At 35.9% G+C, this 17,443-nt stretch carries 17 protein-coding genes; 15 read left to right on the top strand and 2 right to left on the bottom strand.

Annotated elements, in window-relative coordinates; genetic code table 11:
- The first annotated feature begins 1 nt into the window (after position 1).
- The 7 genes from OZX76_RS02315 (at position 2) to OZX76_RS02345 (ending at position 4,952) form a co-directional block, all read left to right on the top strand.
- Positions 2–790, top strand: a complete 789-nt coding sequence (locus tag OZX76_RS02315; RefSeq protein WP_277144203.1) for a PTS sugar transporter subunit IIC — start codon at positions 2–4, stop codon at positions 788–790.
- Complete coding sequence (locus OZX76_RS02320) at positions 771–1,601, top strand: PTS system mannose/fructose/sorbose family transporter subunit IID (RefSeq protein WP_348635185.1); 831 nt, start codon at positions 771–773, stop codon at positions 1,599–1,601. The genes OZX76_RS02315 and OZX76_RS02320 overlap by 20 nt, the downstream gene beginning before the upstream one ends.
- 35 nt (positions 1,602–1,636) lie before the next feature.
- Positions 1,637–2,632, top strand: a complete 996-nt coding sequence (locus OZX76_RS02325; protein WP_277180578.1) for an SIS domain-containing protein — start codon at positions 1,637–1,639, stop codon at positions 2,630–2,632.
- 12 nt (positions 2,633–2,644) lie between these two features.
- Positions 2,645–3,058, top strand: coding sequence for a PTS sugar transporter subunit IIA (locus OZX76_RS02330; RefSeq protein WP_277180580.1), 414 nt, complete (start codon positions 2,645–2,647; stop codon positions 3,056–3,058).
- A gap of 144 nt (positions 3,059–3,202) precedes the next feature.
- On the top strand, positions 3,203–4,075 hold the full coding sequence (gene scrK, locus OZX76_RS02335; protein ID WP_277180582.1) for a fructokinase ScrK: 873 nt from the start codon (positions 3,203–3,205) through the stop codon (positions 4,073–4,075).
- Between the two features lie 90 nt (positions 4,076–4,165).
- Entirely contained in the window at positions 4,166–4,384 is a 219-nt protein-coding gene (locus OZX76_RS02340) for a hypothetical protein (protein WP_277180584.1), read from the top strand.
- A gap of 181 nt (positions 4,385–4,565) precedes the next feature.
- On the top strand, positions 4,566–4,952 hold the full coding sequence (locus OZX76_RS02345; RefSeq protein ID WP_277180586.1) for a PTS lactose/cellobiose transporter subunit IIA: 387 nt from the start codon (positions 4,566–4,568) through the stop codon (positions 4,950–4,952).
- A gap of 126 nt (positions 4,953–5,078) precedes the next feature.
- On the opposite strand, the gene OZX76_RS02350 is transcribed toward OZX76_RS02345, so the two are convergent.
- Positions 5,079–5,924, bottom strand: coding sequence for an AraC family transcriptional regulator (locus OZX76_RS02350; RefSeq protein WP_277180588.1), 846 nt, complete (start codon positions 5,922–5,924; stop codon positions 5,079–5,081).
- Positions 5,925–6,046: 122 nt separating this feature from the next.
- On the opposite strand from OZX76_RS02350, the gene OZX76_RS02355 reads away from it, so the two are divergent.
- The 4 genes from OZX76_RS02355 (at position 6,047) to OZX76_RS02370 (ending at position 13,093) form a co-directional block, all read left to right on the top strand.
- Entirely contained in the window at positions 6,047–7,309 is a 1,263-nt protein-coding gene (locus tag OZX76_RS02355) for a PTS transporter subunit EIIC (protein WP_277180589.1), read from the top strand.
- Between the two features lie 14 nt (positions 7,310–7,323).
- Positions 7,324–9,543, top strand: coding sequence for a beta-glucosidase BglX (gene bglX / locus OZX76_RS02360; protein WP_277180591.1), 2,220 nt, complete (start codon positions 7,324–7,326; stop codon positions 9,541–9,543).
- 21 nt (positions 9,544–9,564) lie between these two features.
- The gene (locus tag OZX76_RS02365; RefSeq protein WP_277180593.1) at positions 9,565–11,253 is read left to right on the top strand and encodes an SLAP domain-containing protein; all 1,689 of its coding nucleotides are present in this window, start codon (positions 9,565–9,567) and stop codon (positions 11,251–11,253) included.
- A 373-nt stretch (positions 11,254–11,626) separates the two neighbouring features.
- Entirely contained in the window at positions 11,627–13,093 is a 1,467-nt protein-coding gene (locus OZX76_RS02370) for a DASS family sodium-coupled anion symporter (protein ID WP_277180595.1), read from the top strand.
- Between the two features lie 66 nt (positions 13,094–13,159).
- On the opposite strand, the gene OZX76_RS02375 is transcribed toward OZX76_RS02370, so the two are convergent.
- Positions 13,160–14,608 carry a 6-phospho-beta-glucosidase gene (locus OZX76_RS02375; RefSeq protein WP_277180597.1) on the bottom strand — a complete coding sequence of 483 codons (1,449 nt, stop codon included), beginning with the start codon at positions 14,606–14,608 and terminating at the stop codon, positions 13,160–13,162.
- A gap of 191 nt (positions 14,609–14,799) precedes the next feature.
- Here OZX76_RS02375 and OZX76_RS02380 point away from each other — a divergent pair, with 191 nt between their 5' ends.
- The 4 genes from OZX76_RS02380 (at position 14,800) to OZX76_RS02395 (ending at position 17,432) form a co-directional block, all read left to right on the top strand.
- Positions 14,800–15,135, top strand: a complete 336-nt coding sequence (locus OZX76_RS02380; RefSeq protein WP_277133773.1) for a PTS sugar transporter subunit IIB — start codon at positions 14,800–14,802, stop codon at positions 15,133–15,135.
- Positions 15,136–15,148: 13 nt separating this feature from the next.
- Positions 15,149–15,643, top strand: coding sequence for a PTS cellobiose transporter subunit IIA (locus tag OZX76_RS02385; protein WP_277180599.1), 495 nt, complete (start codon positions 15,149–15,151; stop codon positions 15,641–15,643).
- 37 nt (positions 15,644–15,680) lie between these two features.
- Entirely contained in the window at positions 15,681–17,033 is a 1,353-nt protein-coding gene (gene celB / locus OZX76_RS02390; RefSeq protein WP_277180601.1) for a PTS cellobiose transporter subunit IIC, read from the top strand.
- Between the two features lie 111 nt (positions 17,034–17,144).
- Positions 17,145–17,432 carry a glycosyltransferase gene (locus OZX76_RS02395; RefSeq protein WP_277180603.1) on the top strand — a complete coding sequence of 96 codons (288 nt, stop codon included), beginning with the start codon at positions 17,145–17,147 and terminating at the stop codon, positions 17,430–17,432.
- Positions 17,433–17,443 lie beyond the last annotated feature (11 nt).

Consider the following 17,443-nt stretch of genomic DNA (forward strand, 5'->3'; position numbering starts at 1 on the left):
CATGAGTAATGTGGGAACATCTTTATTAATAGGCCTGATAGGGTTTATGGGACCACTGGACTTTGTTATCGGGTCTAACATGCTAAACAGACCTATCATTTTGGGTCCATTAGTTGGTCTTGTTTTAGGAAATTTGACACAGGGAATAATCATTGGTGCATCTTTGGAACTAGTCTTTATGGGCGCGATTTCAGTTGGTGCCTATCTGCCGCCTGATGTTATTGTTGGTGGTGTTTTAGGAACAGCCTTTGCGATTTCTTTGGGTAAAGGTGTTGGTGCCGCAATCGCAATTGCGATGCCAATTGCCATGCTTTCGTTAGCGATTGGTAATTTAACAAGTGTCATTTTCCCAGCGATTGCACATATTGGTGATAGATATGCTAAGCAAGGTAAGCCGGGAGGAATTACGGCATCATTATGGGGAATTGGTTTAATTGAATGTACTCGTCGGGGAATATTGTGTTTCTTAGGGTACTTCGTTGGTAATGCAGGGATGAAGACATTACTAGGAATGATTCCACAAAATGTAATTGATGGCCTTCAAGTTGCAGCTAACATGTTGCCTGCTATTGGATTTGCAATTCTATTACAAATGATTATTAACGATACTGTACTACCATATTTCTTCCTTGGATTTTTATTATCGGCTTATCTAAAGGTTCCAGTACTAGGGGTTGCATTGTTCGGCTTAATCATAGTTGTTGTAAAACTGCATAACGATAAGAATAAACCAGCTGTTAGTGCTAATGGATCTGTAGAGGAGGATATTGATGATGACGATGACTTCTAATGAAAAAAAGGTAACTGATAAAGATTTAAGACAGATTATGTGGCGTTCACTTACCATGGAATTTGGTTGGAACTATGAGCGTCAAATGCACTTGGCCTTTGCCTATATGATGGCGCCATTAATGAAGAAATTGTATGGCGATGATCAAAAGGAATACGCTGAATCGCTGGAACGACAGATGGAATTCTTTAATTGTACGCCACAATTTGTACCATTTATTGGTGGCGTTGTGGCATCAATGGAAGAAGAAAATTCAAAAGAAAAGGATTTTGATGTTTCAACAATTAGTGCAATCAAAACTGCACTGATGGGGCCTCTATCTGGTATCGGCGATTCCTTATTCTTGGGAACCTTGAGAGTATTAGCAATTGGGATAGCAGCTTCATTGTCCTTGAAGGGCAATATTTTAGGGCCAATACTATTTTTACTAATCTATAATGTTCCCGCTTATATCGTTAGATACTTCGGTGTAAAGGCTGGCTACAATATGGGTACTAGCTACTTAAATAAAATTCAAGCTTCTGGACTGATGGATAAGTTTAAGGATGCGGCAGGGATCTTGGGAGTTATGGTTATTGGTGCCATGACGCAGAATATGGTTGTTGTAAAGGTAGTAGCTAAATTTGGTACTGGTAAAACAGCTACGTCACTTCAAAGCATCTTAGATGGTATTCTTCCAGGACTTTTATCATTAGTTGTTCTATATATCTTTTATGTGTTGAACAAGAAGAAAGTCAATGTCCTGTGGCAACTTTTAGGGGCAACCGTTATTGGCGTATTGCTAACCGTCTGGGGCGTACTTGGAGTTTAGTGTAAAAATAATTATTAATGAAAGAGAGAATAAAAATGCGTAAATTTAACAAACAAGAATTAGTAGACAGTATGAATGGTGCTTTAAAATTAAGACCACAGATTAATGAAGTAATTGATCCATTATATCAAAAAGGCATTTCTAATATTTGTTGGTTAGGAATAGGTGGAACCTATGCTTCTGCTATGCAAGCTGTTATTCATATGAAGGAAAAGACAGCTCTGGAAACTTTTTATCAAAACGCTGCTGAGTATATCGTGACGGGTAACAAGAGAATCACTGATAAAACTCTAGTAATTATTTCTTCAGTTACTGGTAACACCAAGGAAATGGTTGATGCTGTTAAAAAATTAAATGAAGTAGGTGCAATTGTCTTAGGTTTTATGGATGACCCCAAGGCAAAATTGGCATCAATGTTAACCTATTGCATTTCTTATCCAGAAAATGAACAATTAAAATTCTTCATGGTTGGCGACCGCTTGATGTATCTCAATGGCGAATTTCCAGATTATGATGAATTTTATCAAGAAATGGATGAAAACTTTGCTCAAGATATTGCTGATGTGCAAGAAGGCGCTGATGACTTTGCTAAAGACTTTGCTGAAAAGCACCATGATGATGCAATTCATTACTTTGTTGGTGCTGGTAATCAATGGGGTGCCACTTATTCTTATGCGATGTGCTACTGGGAAGAGCAACATTGGATTAGAACTCGTGCAGTAGAAGCAGCAGAATTTTTCCATGGGATGTTTGAAATTGTTGACCGTGATACTCCAGTTACAGTTTATGTTGGTGAAGATACACAACGTCCTTTAAGTGAAAGAGTTGCAAAATTCTTACCGCAAATCTGTGGCAATTATACAATTATTGATTCCAAAGACTATGATTTGCCTGGAATTTCTGAAAAGTATCGTGGTACCTTGTCACCATTTGTTTTCCATGCAATCAATAATCGGATTGATGTTCATATTGAGCATATTAATCGTCACCCAATGGATATTCGTCGTTATTATCGCGCCTTACCATACTAATTGGAGGCGAAAATGGTCGAAGTATTAATTTGTACCCATGGTAATTCTGCTCAAGAATTACTTAAATCAGCCGAGATGATTTGTGGTGAACAAAAGAATTGTGAGACTGTTAAATTTGCAATGGGTGAGTCGCTGGATAAATTGCAAGCAGAGCTTGATGAAAAAATCAGTTTACTAGATGATACAGTTATTTGTTTAACAGATCTAAAAGGTGGCACGCCATTTAATACCTTAGTTAGGTTAACTCAAAAATATCCACAAATGGAGATAGTCACCGGTGTAAACATTCCAATGTTGTTACAATTATTTATTAATCGTGAACAGATGGCAGTATCTGAACTGGTTAATTCAATTGTCGATGCAGGTAAGGTAGGTGTATATCGCTATCAGGCTGCTAAACCTGATACTAATGATGAAGATTTTTAAAGAGCGATAAATTTATTTTCTAAATCTCGAAGGTAAAACTTCGAGATTTTTTGAATGTAACTTTTATTTTTGAACTTGATTGAGTTAAACTTAAATAGTTAAAATAATGAAGTTATTAAAATATTAAGTATCAAGGAGGTAAAAATGTTATTTGGCTCAATTGAAGGTGGCGGAACAAAATTTGTCTGTGCAGTAGGTAATGAAAATTATCAGGTTAAAGATTCAATTTCGTTTCCAACGACAACGCCGCAAGAGACATTGCAAAAAGCAGCCGATTATTTTAAACAATTTGACATAGCAGCTATTAGTATTGCATCTTTTGGGCCGGTTGAAATTCGGCAAACGGCAGCTAATTATGGTTATATTACAACCACTCCCAAAAAGGGCTGGCAGAATACAGATTTCGTCGGCTTCATAAAAGAGCAAATAGATGTACCAATCTTTTTCACAACCGATGTTAACGGCTCCGCATATGGAGAATATGTCATGTCGCTATTATCTAATGAAGATATTGATTCGCTGGTTTATTACACGATTGGCACTGGCGTTGGCGGTGGTGCGATTATTGATGGCAAACTAGTTGGTTCTTTAGGACACCCTGAAATGGGTCACGTTTTACTTAAGCGTCATCCTGATGATTTAGAGTTTAAGGGTGTGTGCCCATATCATCATGATTGTCTTGAGGGGCTTGTTTCTGGGCCAACATTTGAAGCGCGCTTAAATAAAAAAGGCAAGGATGTGCCATTAACCGATCCCGTATGGGACATTATGAGTTATTACGTGGCGCAAGCGGTTTTGCAGGTGACGTTAATCTTACGACCAGATAAGGTAGTCTTTGGTGGCGGGGTAACTAGCGAAGCATTTTTGCAAAAAGTCCGCTGCCATTTTGCTCAAATGCTAAATGGTTATGTTAGTGTGCCAGACTTAGATAAGTATATTGTAATGCCGGCAATTGCTGGTAATGGTTCGGCAACAGTGGGTAATTTTGCCTTGGCTAAACGCTTGTTAAAAGAGTAGTATTTTCATCAAAAATATATTGCCTTTTTGATAAATGTACCTATAATGTATGTATAAAAATATTTTTAATAAAAGTTGAAGGCGATATTTATGAATAATATGTTGATCGGAATCGTTTTTGGTGCATTGTTACTTTGTGCTGGTGTTTGGGAAGCTTTTGCAATGCATAAAAATATTGGTTTTAATAAAACTCATGCTAGCAAAGAGACTTCGTCATTTTTGCTGTGGTCTTACTGGATGGAGCTAGTCTTTAGTATCGTATTCATCGTTGGCGGTATTGTAATGCTGATTGGTTCAGTATTAGCTTAAGACTAAAATATATTTTATAAAGAATTTAAACTTTAGCAATCTTCTTAAAGGGTATAATGGATTAAATAGCTTGCTTGTGAATAATGATACATGTTGTTAATGAACAGTTTACTTATTTTTTGCAAGCGCTATAATTAAAACATAAAACTTAATATTTAATACATTTTAGGAGACTAATAAGATGGCTGAAGAAAAAAATACTGCTAAAGAAGAAACCCCAGAAGACCAGGAACAAGCAACGTTAATGGCAGCGATGGGCTTGATTGCTAATGGTGGTAATGCCAAAAGTTTAGCATTTGAAGCAATTCGCGCTGCTAAAAAAGGCGACATTGACACTGCCAGATCGAAGTTAAAGGAAGCTGATGATTCCTTACTTCAGGCGCATAATTCACAAACAGATATGTTAACTAAGGAAGCACAAGGCAAGCATACACATGTTACTTTGCTAGTTGTCCATTCACAAGACCACTTGATGAATGCCATTACTTTTAGAGATTTGGCAGGAGAAATGGTAGATTTGTATGAAAAGTTGTACAAAGCTAATGCGTTAGAAAAAGATAGTGAATAATCTTGATACAAAAGAGGCCTAGCAGGTCTTTTTTTGTTTGGTAAGACAGTTATTTTATAAATTTACTATATATAATTAAAAAGATAGATATTTTGAAATCTGTCTTTTTATTTTGGTTAACTGAGTCTATTTGTTTTGATATAGGAGCTTTAGTTGAGAAGGTGTCATTTTATAATTTTTTAAGAAAGCATTGTACATAGTCCGATAATTAATAAAACCAGATTCACTAGCAATAACATCTAAGTTTTTATTGGAGTTTAGTAGTTCATCGTAGGCATTGCTTAAGCGATATGAGGTGAGCAGCTCTTTAAAGTTAATACCAATTAAACGCTTAAAAATTCGAGAGCAGTATTCACTTGAATAACCAAAATGCTTACTAATACTTTTTAAAGAAATTGGAGTCTGAAAGTTATTTTTAACGTAATTAAGCATTTTTATCTTTAATTCGGTATTTGTAGTTGAAGAGTCGGCTTTATCTAATTTAGTAATATATTTAATTAAGGAATCCAATAATAAAAAAATTTCTCCTTTAATTTTAAGAATGGTACTTAGATCGCTGTTTTTAGATTCCAGTAATGAGGTAATGTGTAATAACTTTTGGATGAGTATTTGGTCTGATCCAAGGTCGTTTTGCACAGTGTTAATGGCAATGTCCCATTTTGATGCAAAGTCTTCTCCTAAATTATAATGTAGCCACTTTATCGGAATTTGGATGCATAAAACGTGGTTGGGTGAGGGACTGAAGGTTGAATGTAACTGATTAGAACGGATATAAATGATATCGTTTTTGCCCATTAAAAATTGATGATTAGAAATACTGACGTTAAGATACCCGCTAATGCAAAAGAGCAGCTCAATTTGTTCATGCCAATGTAGGGGTATTTTTTTATCGGAATTTTTACCATGAAAGGTAAATACTTTAAATGGTAATCCACGTTTGAATTTAATGATTTCGTGTCTAGTTTGTTCCATAACTGATCCTTTAATAAGTCAAAAAATTACATGCTTATGATAATTATATACATTTTATTATAATTGAAAAGGCTTACAATAAAATACGTAGGGAAATTAATTAATAGGAGGAAAAGAATGCCATGAAAGAAAAGATGACAAAGTTTTTCGATAAGATTACACCTTTTTTAAATAAAGTGGGTGCTAACAAATATTTACAAACGATTATGGCAGCAATGCTTGAAATCTTAGGACCAATTATCTTAGGTTCGTTTGCAGTTTTGGGTAGTGTTTGGTCTGCTAAATATCATTTGACTGGGGTAACTAATGCACTTAATGCAGTTAGCGCAGTTACAATTAATGGGATGGCTCTTTATATAGCATTTTTAATTGCCAAACATTTAGTGCCATACTTCATTAAAGGCGATGATGGCAGCGCCGCTGGGATTATTTCATTAATGGTCTTTTTGATTTTAGTTCCACTTGGTCAAATTAAGGATAAGGGTGCAGTAATTACTGCAATTCCAACAACTTGGCTATCATCACAAGGAGTTTTTTCAGCAATTATTGTTGGTGTTTTAGTTGCTAAATCATATGTATTTATGAAGCAGCATAATTGGACAATCAAAATGCCAGCGGGTGTGCCACCAATGGTTTCGGCCTCGTTTGCTAACTTAATTCCAGCTGTTGTTGATGGTATTGTTGCTTTACTGATTAATTATCTTTTTGCTTTAACTAGTTGGGGTAGTTTTCACCAGATGATCTTTTCCATTATTCAAACACCGTTGCAAAATATTGGTGGTTCAATTTGGGCAATGATCTTGGTATCACTATTAATGCAAATCTTATGGTTCTTTGGGATACACGGTACTAACGTAATTAATCCAATTGTAATGCCAATTTGGATGGCATTGGATATGCAAAACTTGGTAGCATTAAAGGCTGGTAAGCCGCTACCAAATATTATTGGTATGGCATTTTTCAATGTTGTGACTTGGAGTGGTACGGCTTTAGGGTTAGTTTTATTAATGGTTTTTATAGGTAAGAGTAAGCGATACAAAGAATTAGGTAAATTAGCGCTAATTCCATCATTATTTGGAATTACCGAGCCTACTGTTTTTGGTACCCCATTGGTTTTAAACTTTAACTTTGCTGTCCCGTTTATTACTAATAACACAATTGCGATTATTATTTCTTACTTAGCAATTAAATTAGGAATTGTTGCTCGCTTTTCTGGCGTACAAACGACATTTGGCTTACCATTAGGGGTTTTTGCTGCGGTTGAAGGCAGTGCCTCAATTATTGTATTGCAACTATTTATTCAATTAGTATTGTCACCGTTGCTGTGGTACCCATGGTTTAAACATGCAGATAAAATTGCTGTTCAAGAAGAACAAAAGGGTTAAAAGGAATTTATTGAATGAAGCAAGAGGATTTAAATAGTTTATTAAATGATTTATCGTTAACAGAAAAAGTCGGGCAATTAATCCAATTATCTGGTGAATTTTTCCAGTCAAAGGATATTTCGTTTGGTCCAATTCAAAAGCTTGGTATACCAGATAAGCTGGTTGATTTAAGTGGCTCAATAATGAATGTTACGGGGGCAGCTGAAACGCAAAAACTGCAGAAGCAGCAGATGGCTAAGCAGCCTCATCATATTCCTGTTTTGTTTATGGCTGATGTTATTTATGGGTTTAAGACAATTTTTCCGGTTCCAATAGGTTTAGGAGCCACTTGGAATCCAAAATTAATTAAACAAGCATTTATGGTAGCTGCTAATGAGGCTGCTGTAAGTGGTAATCAAGTATGCTTTGCACCGATGGTAGATGTTACTCATGATCCTAGGTGGGGCAGAACGTTGGAGTCGCCAGGAGAAGATCCGTATCTAAATTCGTGTTTTGCCAAGGCGATAGTAGAAGGCCTGCAAGAGCAGCTTTCTTCTAAAAAAGGTCAGGCAGCTTGTGTTAAGCATTATGCCGCGTATGGAGCTGTTGAGTCTGGTCGGGAATATAACTTGGCAGATATGTCAATCAGTAATTTGTTTCAAAATTATTTACCACCGTATCGAGCAGCGGTTGAGTCTGGCTGTAAGATGGTAATGGCATCACTAAATACGTTGAATGGTGTACCAGCTACTGCTAATAAATGGTTATTAACTGACATACTTAAAAAGCAGTGGGGATTTAATGGCGTTATTATTAGCGACTATGCTTCTGTTTATGAGTTAATCAAACATGGTTTTGCAGCAGATAATGAAGATGCAGCGTATAAAGCACTTAATGCTGGAATTGATATTGATATGAAGTCGCCGGTTTATGCTAATGGACTACAAGAGCTAGTTGAGAACGGTAAATTAAGTATCAACAAAATTGATGACGCTTGTATGCGAATTCTGCAGTTAAAAAATGATATGGGCTTATTTGAAAATCCGTTTTTTGGCGCTTCAAAGAAAGAAGAAGCTAAGTATAATTTAAATCCAGCTAATCGAAAATTAGCGCGTGAAGTAGCTGATGAGGCAATTGTTCTGCTTAAAAATGAACAGCATGTTTTACCATTATCTTCTACAGAAAAGGTTGCATTAATTGGCCCTTATAGTAATGAAAAGTCACTAATTGGAATGTGGGCAGTTCATGGAGATCCAAATGATTGCATTACCATTAGATCGGCTTTAAGTACTGCATTAGGTAATAATTTATCATATGCCCAAGGGACAGATATTACTCGTGATAAAAAGATGTTAGCTGGCTTAGGATTTCTTGATTCAGCTCAAATTGATCAGATTGTTTCTGATGATGAAATTGAAAAGCAGCATCATCAAGCAGCCATAGCTGTGGCTAAGAAAGCTGATATAGTTGTTTTGGCTGTAGGTGAAAATACCTTTGAATCCGGAGAAGCGGGTTCAAAGACGAATTTACACTTGCCGCAAAATCAAATAAATTTGATTAAGGACATTCATAATTTAGGTAAAAAGATTGTTTTAGTAATTATTAGTGGTCGACCTTTAGTACTAACAGATATCGTTCAAGATGTTGATGCCATAGTTGAGTCATGGTTTCCTGGAACTGAGGGTGGTAATGCGATTGCTGATGTACTTTTAGGTAAAGTATCACCTTCGGGTAAGTTATCAATGACCTTTCCAATTACTGAGGGTCAAGAGCCACTGTATTATTCCCAGTTGAGTACAGGTCGGCCGCAGAAGGGCTCTCAACATACTGGTCGATTTGTTTCACGGTATATCGACGCTCCTAATGAACCGCTATTTCCATTTGGTTATGGTCTAGGCTATGCGGATATTCAGTATCGAGATGTGCAATTAGAACATAGTTCTATAAGCAAAAGTGATAGTTTACATTTAAGTGTTGAGTTGGTAAATGATAGTCCGTGGGAACAAAAGGAAACAGTTCAAGTTTATTTTCATGATAACGTGGCAAGCATTGTTCAACCGGTAAAGAGACTAGTTGCTTTCAAGAAAGTTACTTTGCCTACCCAAGCAAATAAAAAAGTTACTTTTAGTATTCCGGCTACAGATTTTGGCTTCTTTGATAATCATGGTCAAAAGATTCTAGAAGAAGGTAGTTTTCAAATATTTGTTGGATCAAATGTCAATGATGTGATAACTAAAACATTCCGAATAGTATAGAATTTATTTAATGAGGTTAATATGAATAAACATAGGCTAGTTGTCAGTTTGGCGGGACTATTATTGTTAGGAGCTGGTGCTAATACAGTAGTGTTTCCTAATCGAGTAAATGGGATTTCTCAAGTTAAGGCTGCAGCAGTTAAGCAAAAAGTTTTAATCAAGGTTAAAACTACGGCTAGAATTTATACTAAGAATGGTAAGAAAACGAATAAAAAAATTCGTCGAGGTACTTATTATCAGGTAAGTCCGGCTGTAATTAAGCGACAACATTATTATTATTTGAAAAAAGGACGTTATATTAAAAAAGCAACTGCCAAAGTAATTAAAAGTAAACAACAAATTATTTTAACCAAAAATGCTAAGGTGTATACAACTTTAGGCAAAACTACTGGCAAGAAAATTAAAAAAGGTAGTAAACGAAATGTCTATGCCACTTTGACGTTGCGGCGAAAGAAATATTATGTCTTAGCTAATGGTACTTGTGTTTTGAAGCAAAACGCTCGTTTAGTGAAATCTGATCAAATAATGAGTAGCAAGCCTGTTGCAAATCCTAATACTATAAAGCCAACAGAAACTACTGCTGTACCGAATTCAACTACTAATAATTCTAGTATTGTACCAGCTATTGGTACGTCAGCTCTTAAGCCGGGAACACAAGAGGCTTCCATTTATGATTGGCTTAGTCGAATGCAGTTGAAGAATGGCTTAATTGAAAGTGCTGAAGATAGTAATCAAGTGTCTTTATATGATAATGCACTTTCAGCTATTGTTTTTACTGCTAATGGCGATTATGACAGGGCGGAAAAGATCTTTAATTTCTTTAATAATCATTTGGCAACGGAATTTGATGGTCAATATAAGGGGTTTGCTCAGTTTCGCGATCGTAATGGCGTACCTGTAGATAATAAGCCTAATCGGTGGTTAGGTGACAATGCATGGTTGCTAATTGCGCTAAATAATTATCAAGCTAAGACTGGCAGCAACAAATATGAGAAGCTATCTAATGCCTTGGCAACTTGGATTCGTTCATTACAGGATAATGATGGTGGTCTTTGGGGTGGTACAGATCAAGATAACCATCGAATTGATAAAAATACTGAAGGTATCTTGGATGCATTCATAGCTGTTAAAGGATATGATAGTTTCCACCAGAATATTTTGAAATATCTTAAAAATAATCGTTATAATCCTGAAACTGGATTACTTAAGACAACTAATGATAATGGTAAATATATGTACGCTCTAGATATGATTTCTTGGGGGTATGGGATGTTACAGGATTATCCTAAAGCTGCACTTCTTAAAGCTGACATGATGTATACTTCGCAAACTGCGACAGCTAATAAGAATAAAGTATCTGGTTATTCATTTGATGTTGATCGCGATACTATTTGGATTGAAGGAACAGGTGAAATGGCTGTAGCCTTCAATATAGCCGGTATGCAGCAAAAAGCCGATAATTTAATTAACGAAATGGATAAGATGTTTATTTCAAGTAATAAATTTAAAGGAACTGCTGGCTTACCTTATGCTTCTAATTCTGGCACAGGTTATGGAAATGGCAAATTGTGGAATGGTGTTGATACGCACATTGCTATTTCTTCAAGTGCTTGGTATGTCTTAGCTAAGATGCGCTATGATCCTTACAATTATATAGGTGGTAGAGAGAAGAATATTCCAATTACGGATAGATTTTATGTAAATAAATAAAAAATTCAAGTTTAATTTGAATTTTATAATTTTAATGCTTAATTTAGGACTAGCTTGCGATACTTTTTCGAAGCTAGTCTTTTTTGATTATAATTTCTAATGAAGCAACATAAGATTCTGGTTTCCAAATTTTACGAATTACAATTAATATATAGCGTCTAATAATTATTAAAATTATAGATTTTTATAATTATGAGGATATATTTTTACTATTGTAAGTATTACTTAAATTTCATATAATGTGTTGTGTAAAATTATAATTTTAGATGCTTTTTTAATATTTTTGAAGAAAGTTAATTTTAATGTTTGTAATAAATAGTGATTGAGTTTAGCTACTGAAATTAATTTTTTGTAAAATTGGAAGAGAGGAATTATGAAAACTTTAGAAAAAGTACATTATCAAGGGTTTGTTTGGCCATTGATAATTGGAATTATTTTGTGGTGTATTACGCCTTGGCGGCCGACCGGATTAACACCGCAAGCTTGGGAAATGTTTGCGATTTTTGTGGCAACAATTGTTGGCTGTATTACTAAACCTTTGCCAATAGGTGGTACGACTTTAACTGGTTTAGTAGTCATGGTGTTAGTTGGTTTGGCTCCAATTAATAATGTTGTTAATCCTAAAACTGGGGTTGTAACTACTGGCATATTGAGTGCTTTTAGTAATTCGGCAGCCTGGCTAATTGCAATGGCTTTTATTATGGCTTACGGGATTACTAAGACTGGTTTGGGTAATCGAATTGCATATTGGATGATTGAGCGTTTTGGTAAAAAGTCACTAGGAATAGGTTATGCAATTACGGGTCTAGAATTAATTCTGGGGGCTTTGATCCCGTCTAATAGTGCGAGAACTGGCGGTGTTGTGTGGCCTTTAACAGAGTCAATTTCAGCAAGTTATGATTCTAAGCCTAATGATCCATCACGTAAGAAAATTGGTTCTTATATTGACTTAGTTGCTTTTCATGCCAATATTTTATCAACAGCACTGTTCTTGACAGGTGCTGCGGCAAATGTTGTAGCACAACAAATGGCAGCACAAAAGGGCTATCAGATGACCTGGGCTAGTTGGTTTATTGCTGCAATTGTTCCGGTTGCAATTTCAGCAATTATTGTTCCGTGGCTGCTATATAAGATATATCCACCAGAAATTAAGGAAACACCTAATGCTAAGCAATGGGCCAAAAATAATTTGGCAAAAATGGGCAAGGTAACAGTTCCTGAAAAAATTATGGCTGCTGTCTTTACTTTAGCAATCCTATTATGGATCTTATCGGGCATTATCAAGGCTCCACAATTAGATGCTACTTTTGTTGCCTTTTTAGCAGTTACGTTATTGTTATTAACAGGTGTTTTAACAGCTCAAGACATTTTTAACCAGGCAGGTGCTTGGAATATTCTGGTCTGGCTGTCAATCTTAGTCTTTATGGCAGGAAAATTAATTTCATTTGGCTTTATTGCTTGGTTTTCCAACGCTATCCAAACAAGCTTACACGGAATTAGTTGGGGTGTTGTCTTAGTAATTTTAGTTTTAGTAATGTTTTATACACACTACTTCTTTGCCAGTGGAACAGCTCATGTGACCGCTTTATATTTACCATTTCTATCGGTTGCTGTTGCGACTGGTGCACCACTACCTCTGGCGGCAATGTTATTAGCTTTTACAACAATAATTAATAACTCGTCGACACACTATGCTAATCCGTCAGCATCAATATTGGCAACTACAGGTTATGTTACACAAGCTGAATGGTGGAAGAACAACTTTATTATTGGTCTCGTTTACTTGGTAATCTTCGGTGTGATTGGCACATTATGGATGAAAGTCTTAGGTATGTGGTAAAAATTAATAGTATGAAAAAGGATTTCCGTATTAATGCGGAAATCCTTTTTTTATTTATTTAAATTATTAATCTAAGTCTTGACCGTTTGACTTAATTACTTTTTGGTACCAGTAGAATGAATCCTTGCGTGACCGCTTTAGAGTTCCTTCACCTGCATCATTTTTGTCAACGTAGATAAAGCCATAACGCTTATCCATCTGACCTGTTCCGGCAGATACCAAGTCAATTGGTCCCCAAGGTAAGTAGCCCATTAAGTCTACGCCATCAAGAGCAACAGCCTTTTCCATTTCAGAAATATGTTTACGCAAGTAGTTAACACGGTAGTCATCATGGATTGAGCCGTCTGCTTCAATCTTGTCATAAGCTCCAAGACCATTTTCTACAATAAATAGTGGGAGATGATAGCGGTCTGTTAAGTGATTTAAGGCAATTCGCAAACCTTCTGGGTCAATTTCCCAACCCCAATCACTGCGTTCTAGTGTTGGGTTAACGTCAATTGCTTGAGCAAGATCGCTTAATTCATCAGGCTTAACCTTTTTAGCAGAAACAGTTGTGGTTTGGTAGTAGCTAAAGCCAATATAGTCAACTGTACCTTCTTTTAAAATAACCCGATCTTCATCAGTAATATCAGGACGATAGCCATGGCGCTCAATGTAAGCTTCAACTTCCTTAGGATATTCACCAAAAGCATGAACATCTGAGAACCAATCACGTCTTTGTTCAAACTTATCGGCTAATAATACATCATCAGAAGATGGTGTTAATGGTCTAACTGGTGAGTAATTAATCATGCAGCCGATCTGAAAGTTAGGATTAATTTTGTGACCAACATTTACGGCTAAGGCTGAAGCAACTAATTCATAATGAGCTGCTTGGAACATTGCAGCTTCTTTTTCTTGATCTGACATGCCTTTTTTAAATAAGATACCTGAATTAGTGGCCATTGAAAAGTCATTGCCATAGTCTGATTGATTATCGATTTCGTTAAAAGTCATCCAATATTTAACTTTATCTTGATAACGTTTGAAGCAAACTGTTGCAAAACGTAAGAAGAAGTCGATTACTTTTCGATTAGTGAAGCCGTTATACTTTTTAGCCAAATGGAATGGCATTTCAAAGTGGGATAAGGTAACAACCGGTTCAACGCCGTATTTGTGGCAAGTGTCGAATAACTTGTCGTAAAACCTTAGTCCTGCTTCGTTTGGTTCCTGATCATCACCATTAGGGAAAATCCGTGTCCAAGCAATTGAAGTTCTAAAGGCCTTAAAGCCCATTTCAGCCATCAACTTAATATCTTCATCATAATGATGGTAAAAATCAATTGCGCTGTGGTTAGGATAATTCTTACCTGGAATAACACCGTCGGTTATTTCTCTAGGCTTAGTCGCAGAGCCGACAGTCATGACATCGGCCATCGATACACCTTTATTATCCTCATTCCAAGCACCTTCTAATTGGTGAGCGGCAACTGCGCCACCCCATAAAAAGTCATCTGGCATTTTTGCTGAATACATAAGAAACCTCACTTAATAATTTTAATCAGTTAATAACGCTTACAAGTAGCATTGTATAATAAAGGTTTATGTTTTCAAGATTATCTTTTAAGATAAATAAAAAATTAATATTTATTTGCACTTTTTTGAAAACGTTTTATAATATATTGCATAGAACAATATCTATAGGATACATTTTAGGGGGAAATATTATGGCAGAACAAACTATTATGCTGAATTGTGCAGCAGGAATGAGTACATCATTGTTGGTAACTAAGATGCAGGAAGCAGCAAAAAAGCAGGGCATTGATGCAAAAATTTTTGCATGTCCAGCATCAGAAGCACCTCAGCATTTAGACCAAGAAACCATTGATTGCTTATTGTTAGGGCCGCAAGTTCGTTATATGGAAGATGACATGAAAGGCAAGGTTAAAGGCAAGGGCAAAGATGGCAAGGATGTTCCTGTTGCTGTAATTGATATGCAAGCTTATGGCATGATGAATGGTGAAAAAGTCCTTAAGCAAGCCGAAGACTTGATTAACGGTTAGAGGTTTAGATAGGATGGCCAATGAAAAGGATGAAATAGCTCGTAAAAAATATGAAGATAATTTGAAATATCTTTATTTTAGTCGGTATCTAATGTTAAGATATTCGGTCACTGCATATTTGTTTACAAACATATTTTGGCTGATTTTTTCATTACCATATAAAAAGCTAGTTGGAATTATCACTGCCGCAATAATGACAATTTTTGTGGCAATAGCGGCTATTGAGCAGTTAAGTAAGATGCATAATCATGACTTAGATGTGCCGATAACCAGAGTCTATTTTTGGATTCAAATCATTGTAAATGTCTTGCTGATTGTTTTGTTAGAGCTTCCAATAGGAAAGTATTTTTTCCCGTTTGTTTCTGATCAAAGCAGTAAGGTACTAATTCTTACCATTTTACTAGTTGGGATAGTCCTTGCTTGTTGTTGTGAAGTACGAATTAAAAACATCATTAAAGGAAAAGATCGATATGCCAAGGTAATCGCAACATTTAAAAAGAATAATTAAGGCCAGATAAAGGCTTTACTGTTAGGAGGAAAACTTTATGGCTGAAGAAGGAAAAAAGCCAATGAAGGATAAAATTACCAAAATAGTCGGTAAGTTTGCCAGCACAAGATTTGTGCGGGCAATCATGGATGCTGGTTATAGTGTAATTTCGTTTTCAATTGTCGGTGCGTTTTTTCTGATTTTGACAGTTTTACCAACTGTAATTAGAAATCCTGGATTTACCAGCTTTTATAATAGTACGATTGGTCGTTTTGACAATTTATATCAGGCTGTTTATAACGCTACGATGGGGATTTTGGCATTAGTTTTTTCAGGAACTTTTGCTTATTCATATACCAAGATATATCGTGATGAGGAACACATTAATTTAATTCCAGTCAATGGCTTAATGATGTTCTTAATGGCCTTCTTTATTACGGTTCCAGAACTTGTTTGGCAAAATGGTACAGTTCAATTCTTAACTACCTTTACCAAAACAAAGATGGTTGCTGGTGGTTATGAAGCTTCTACATCTGGTATTTATCGAATTGGTGCCGTTGGTATTTTTATCGGATTAGTTCTTGCTTGGCTAACTGTCCAAATTTATCGTTATACTATTAAACATAATTGGCAGATTAAAATGCCAGCTTCAGTTCCGTCTGGGGTATCGAACTCGTTTAGTGCCTTAATTCCGGCTGCTTGTATTGCAGTAGTCGTTGCTGCAATCAATGTAGCCTTAGTTATGGCTGGAACGGATCTATTTAAGATCTTATTTATTCCATTTTCGTTTATTAGTAATATTGCGGATACTTGGTGGGGATTTTTAATTATTATTTTCCTAATTCACTTCTTATGGTGGTTTGGGATTCATGGTGCAACTATTATTAGTTCCTTCTATACACCAATTGTTTTGGCAAATTTGGCAGAGAATGTAAAAGGTGCCTATCATGTTTTTGCTGGGGATCCAGTAAATGCATTTATCAATATTGGTGGGTCTGGCGCAACCTTTGGTGTTGCTATTTGGCTATTATTACGTGCTCGTTCGGCACAATTAAAGGAAATCGGTAAAGTAGAAATTGTTCCTGCAATTTTTAATATTAATGAACCGTTGATCTTTGGTTTGCCAATTGTTTATAATGCCAACTTATTAATTCCGTTCGTTGGGGCTCCATTGGTTTCAGGACTTATTGCATATTTGGGAATTGTAACTCACTTAGTACCAAAAATTATTGCGCAACAGCCATGGCCAACCCCAATTGGTTTGAGCGGACTTATTGCGACGGCTAGTTGGCAAGGTGCAGTGTTGTCAATTGTTTGTGCAATTGCAGCATTCTTAGTTTGGTATCCATTTATCAAGCACTATGACAATGTTTTACTGAAGCAAGAAAAAGAAGCTGCAGCACAAGGTTAAAAGTTAATTTGAAACAAAGCAACTAGTTGGTTATGACTAGTTGCTTTTTAGTTATAGATATTGGCATGATAGAGGATAAGTCGAAAGTATAATTGTGGAAAGAATAAAATAATGATAGATGTTTCAATTATTGTTGCTGTCTTTAATGAGGAGAAGTATTTAGCGCGTTGTTTACAATCTTTGGCTAGTCAAACGTTTACGGGTAAGTACGAAGTAATAGTTGTTGATGATGGTAGTACAGACGGTACTGCTGATATTATTCAACAATTTAGGGATACATATCCTGATATATTTATTTCAGTAAAACAAAAAATCTTGGTCAGGGGATTGCAAGAAATAATGGTATTAGCATTGCTAAAGGAAGATATATTGGCTTTGCTGATGCTGATGATTGGGTAGAAGCTAACTAT

The sequence above is a fragment of the Lactobacillus sp. ESL0677 genome, from assembly GCF_029392875.1.
Lineage (GTDB): Bacteria > Bacillota > Bacilli > Lactobacillales > Lactobacillaceae > Lactobacillus.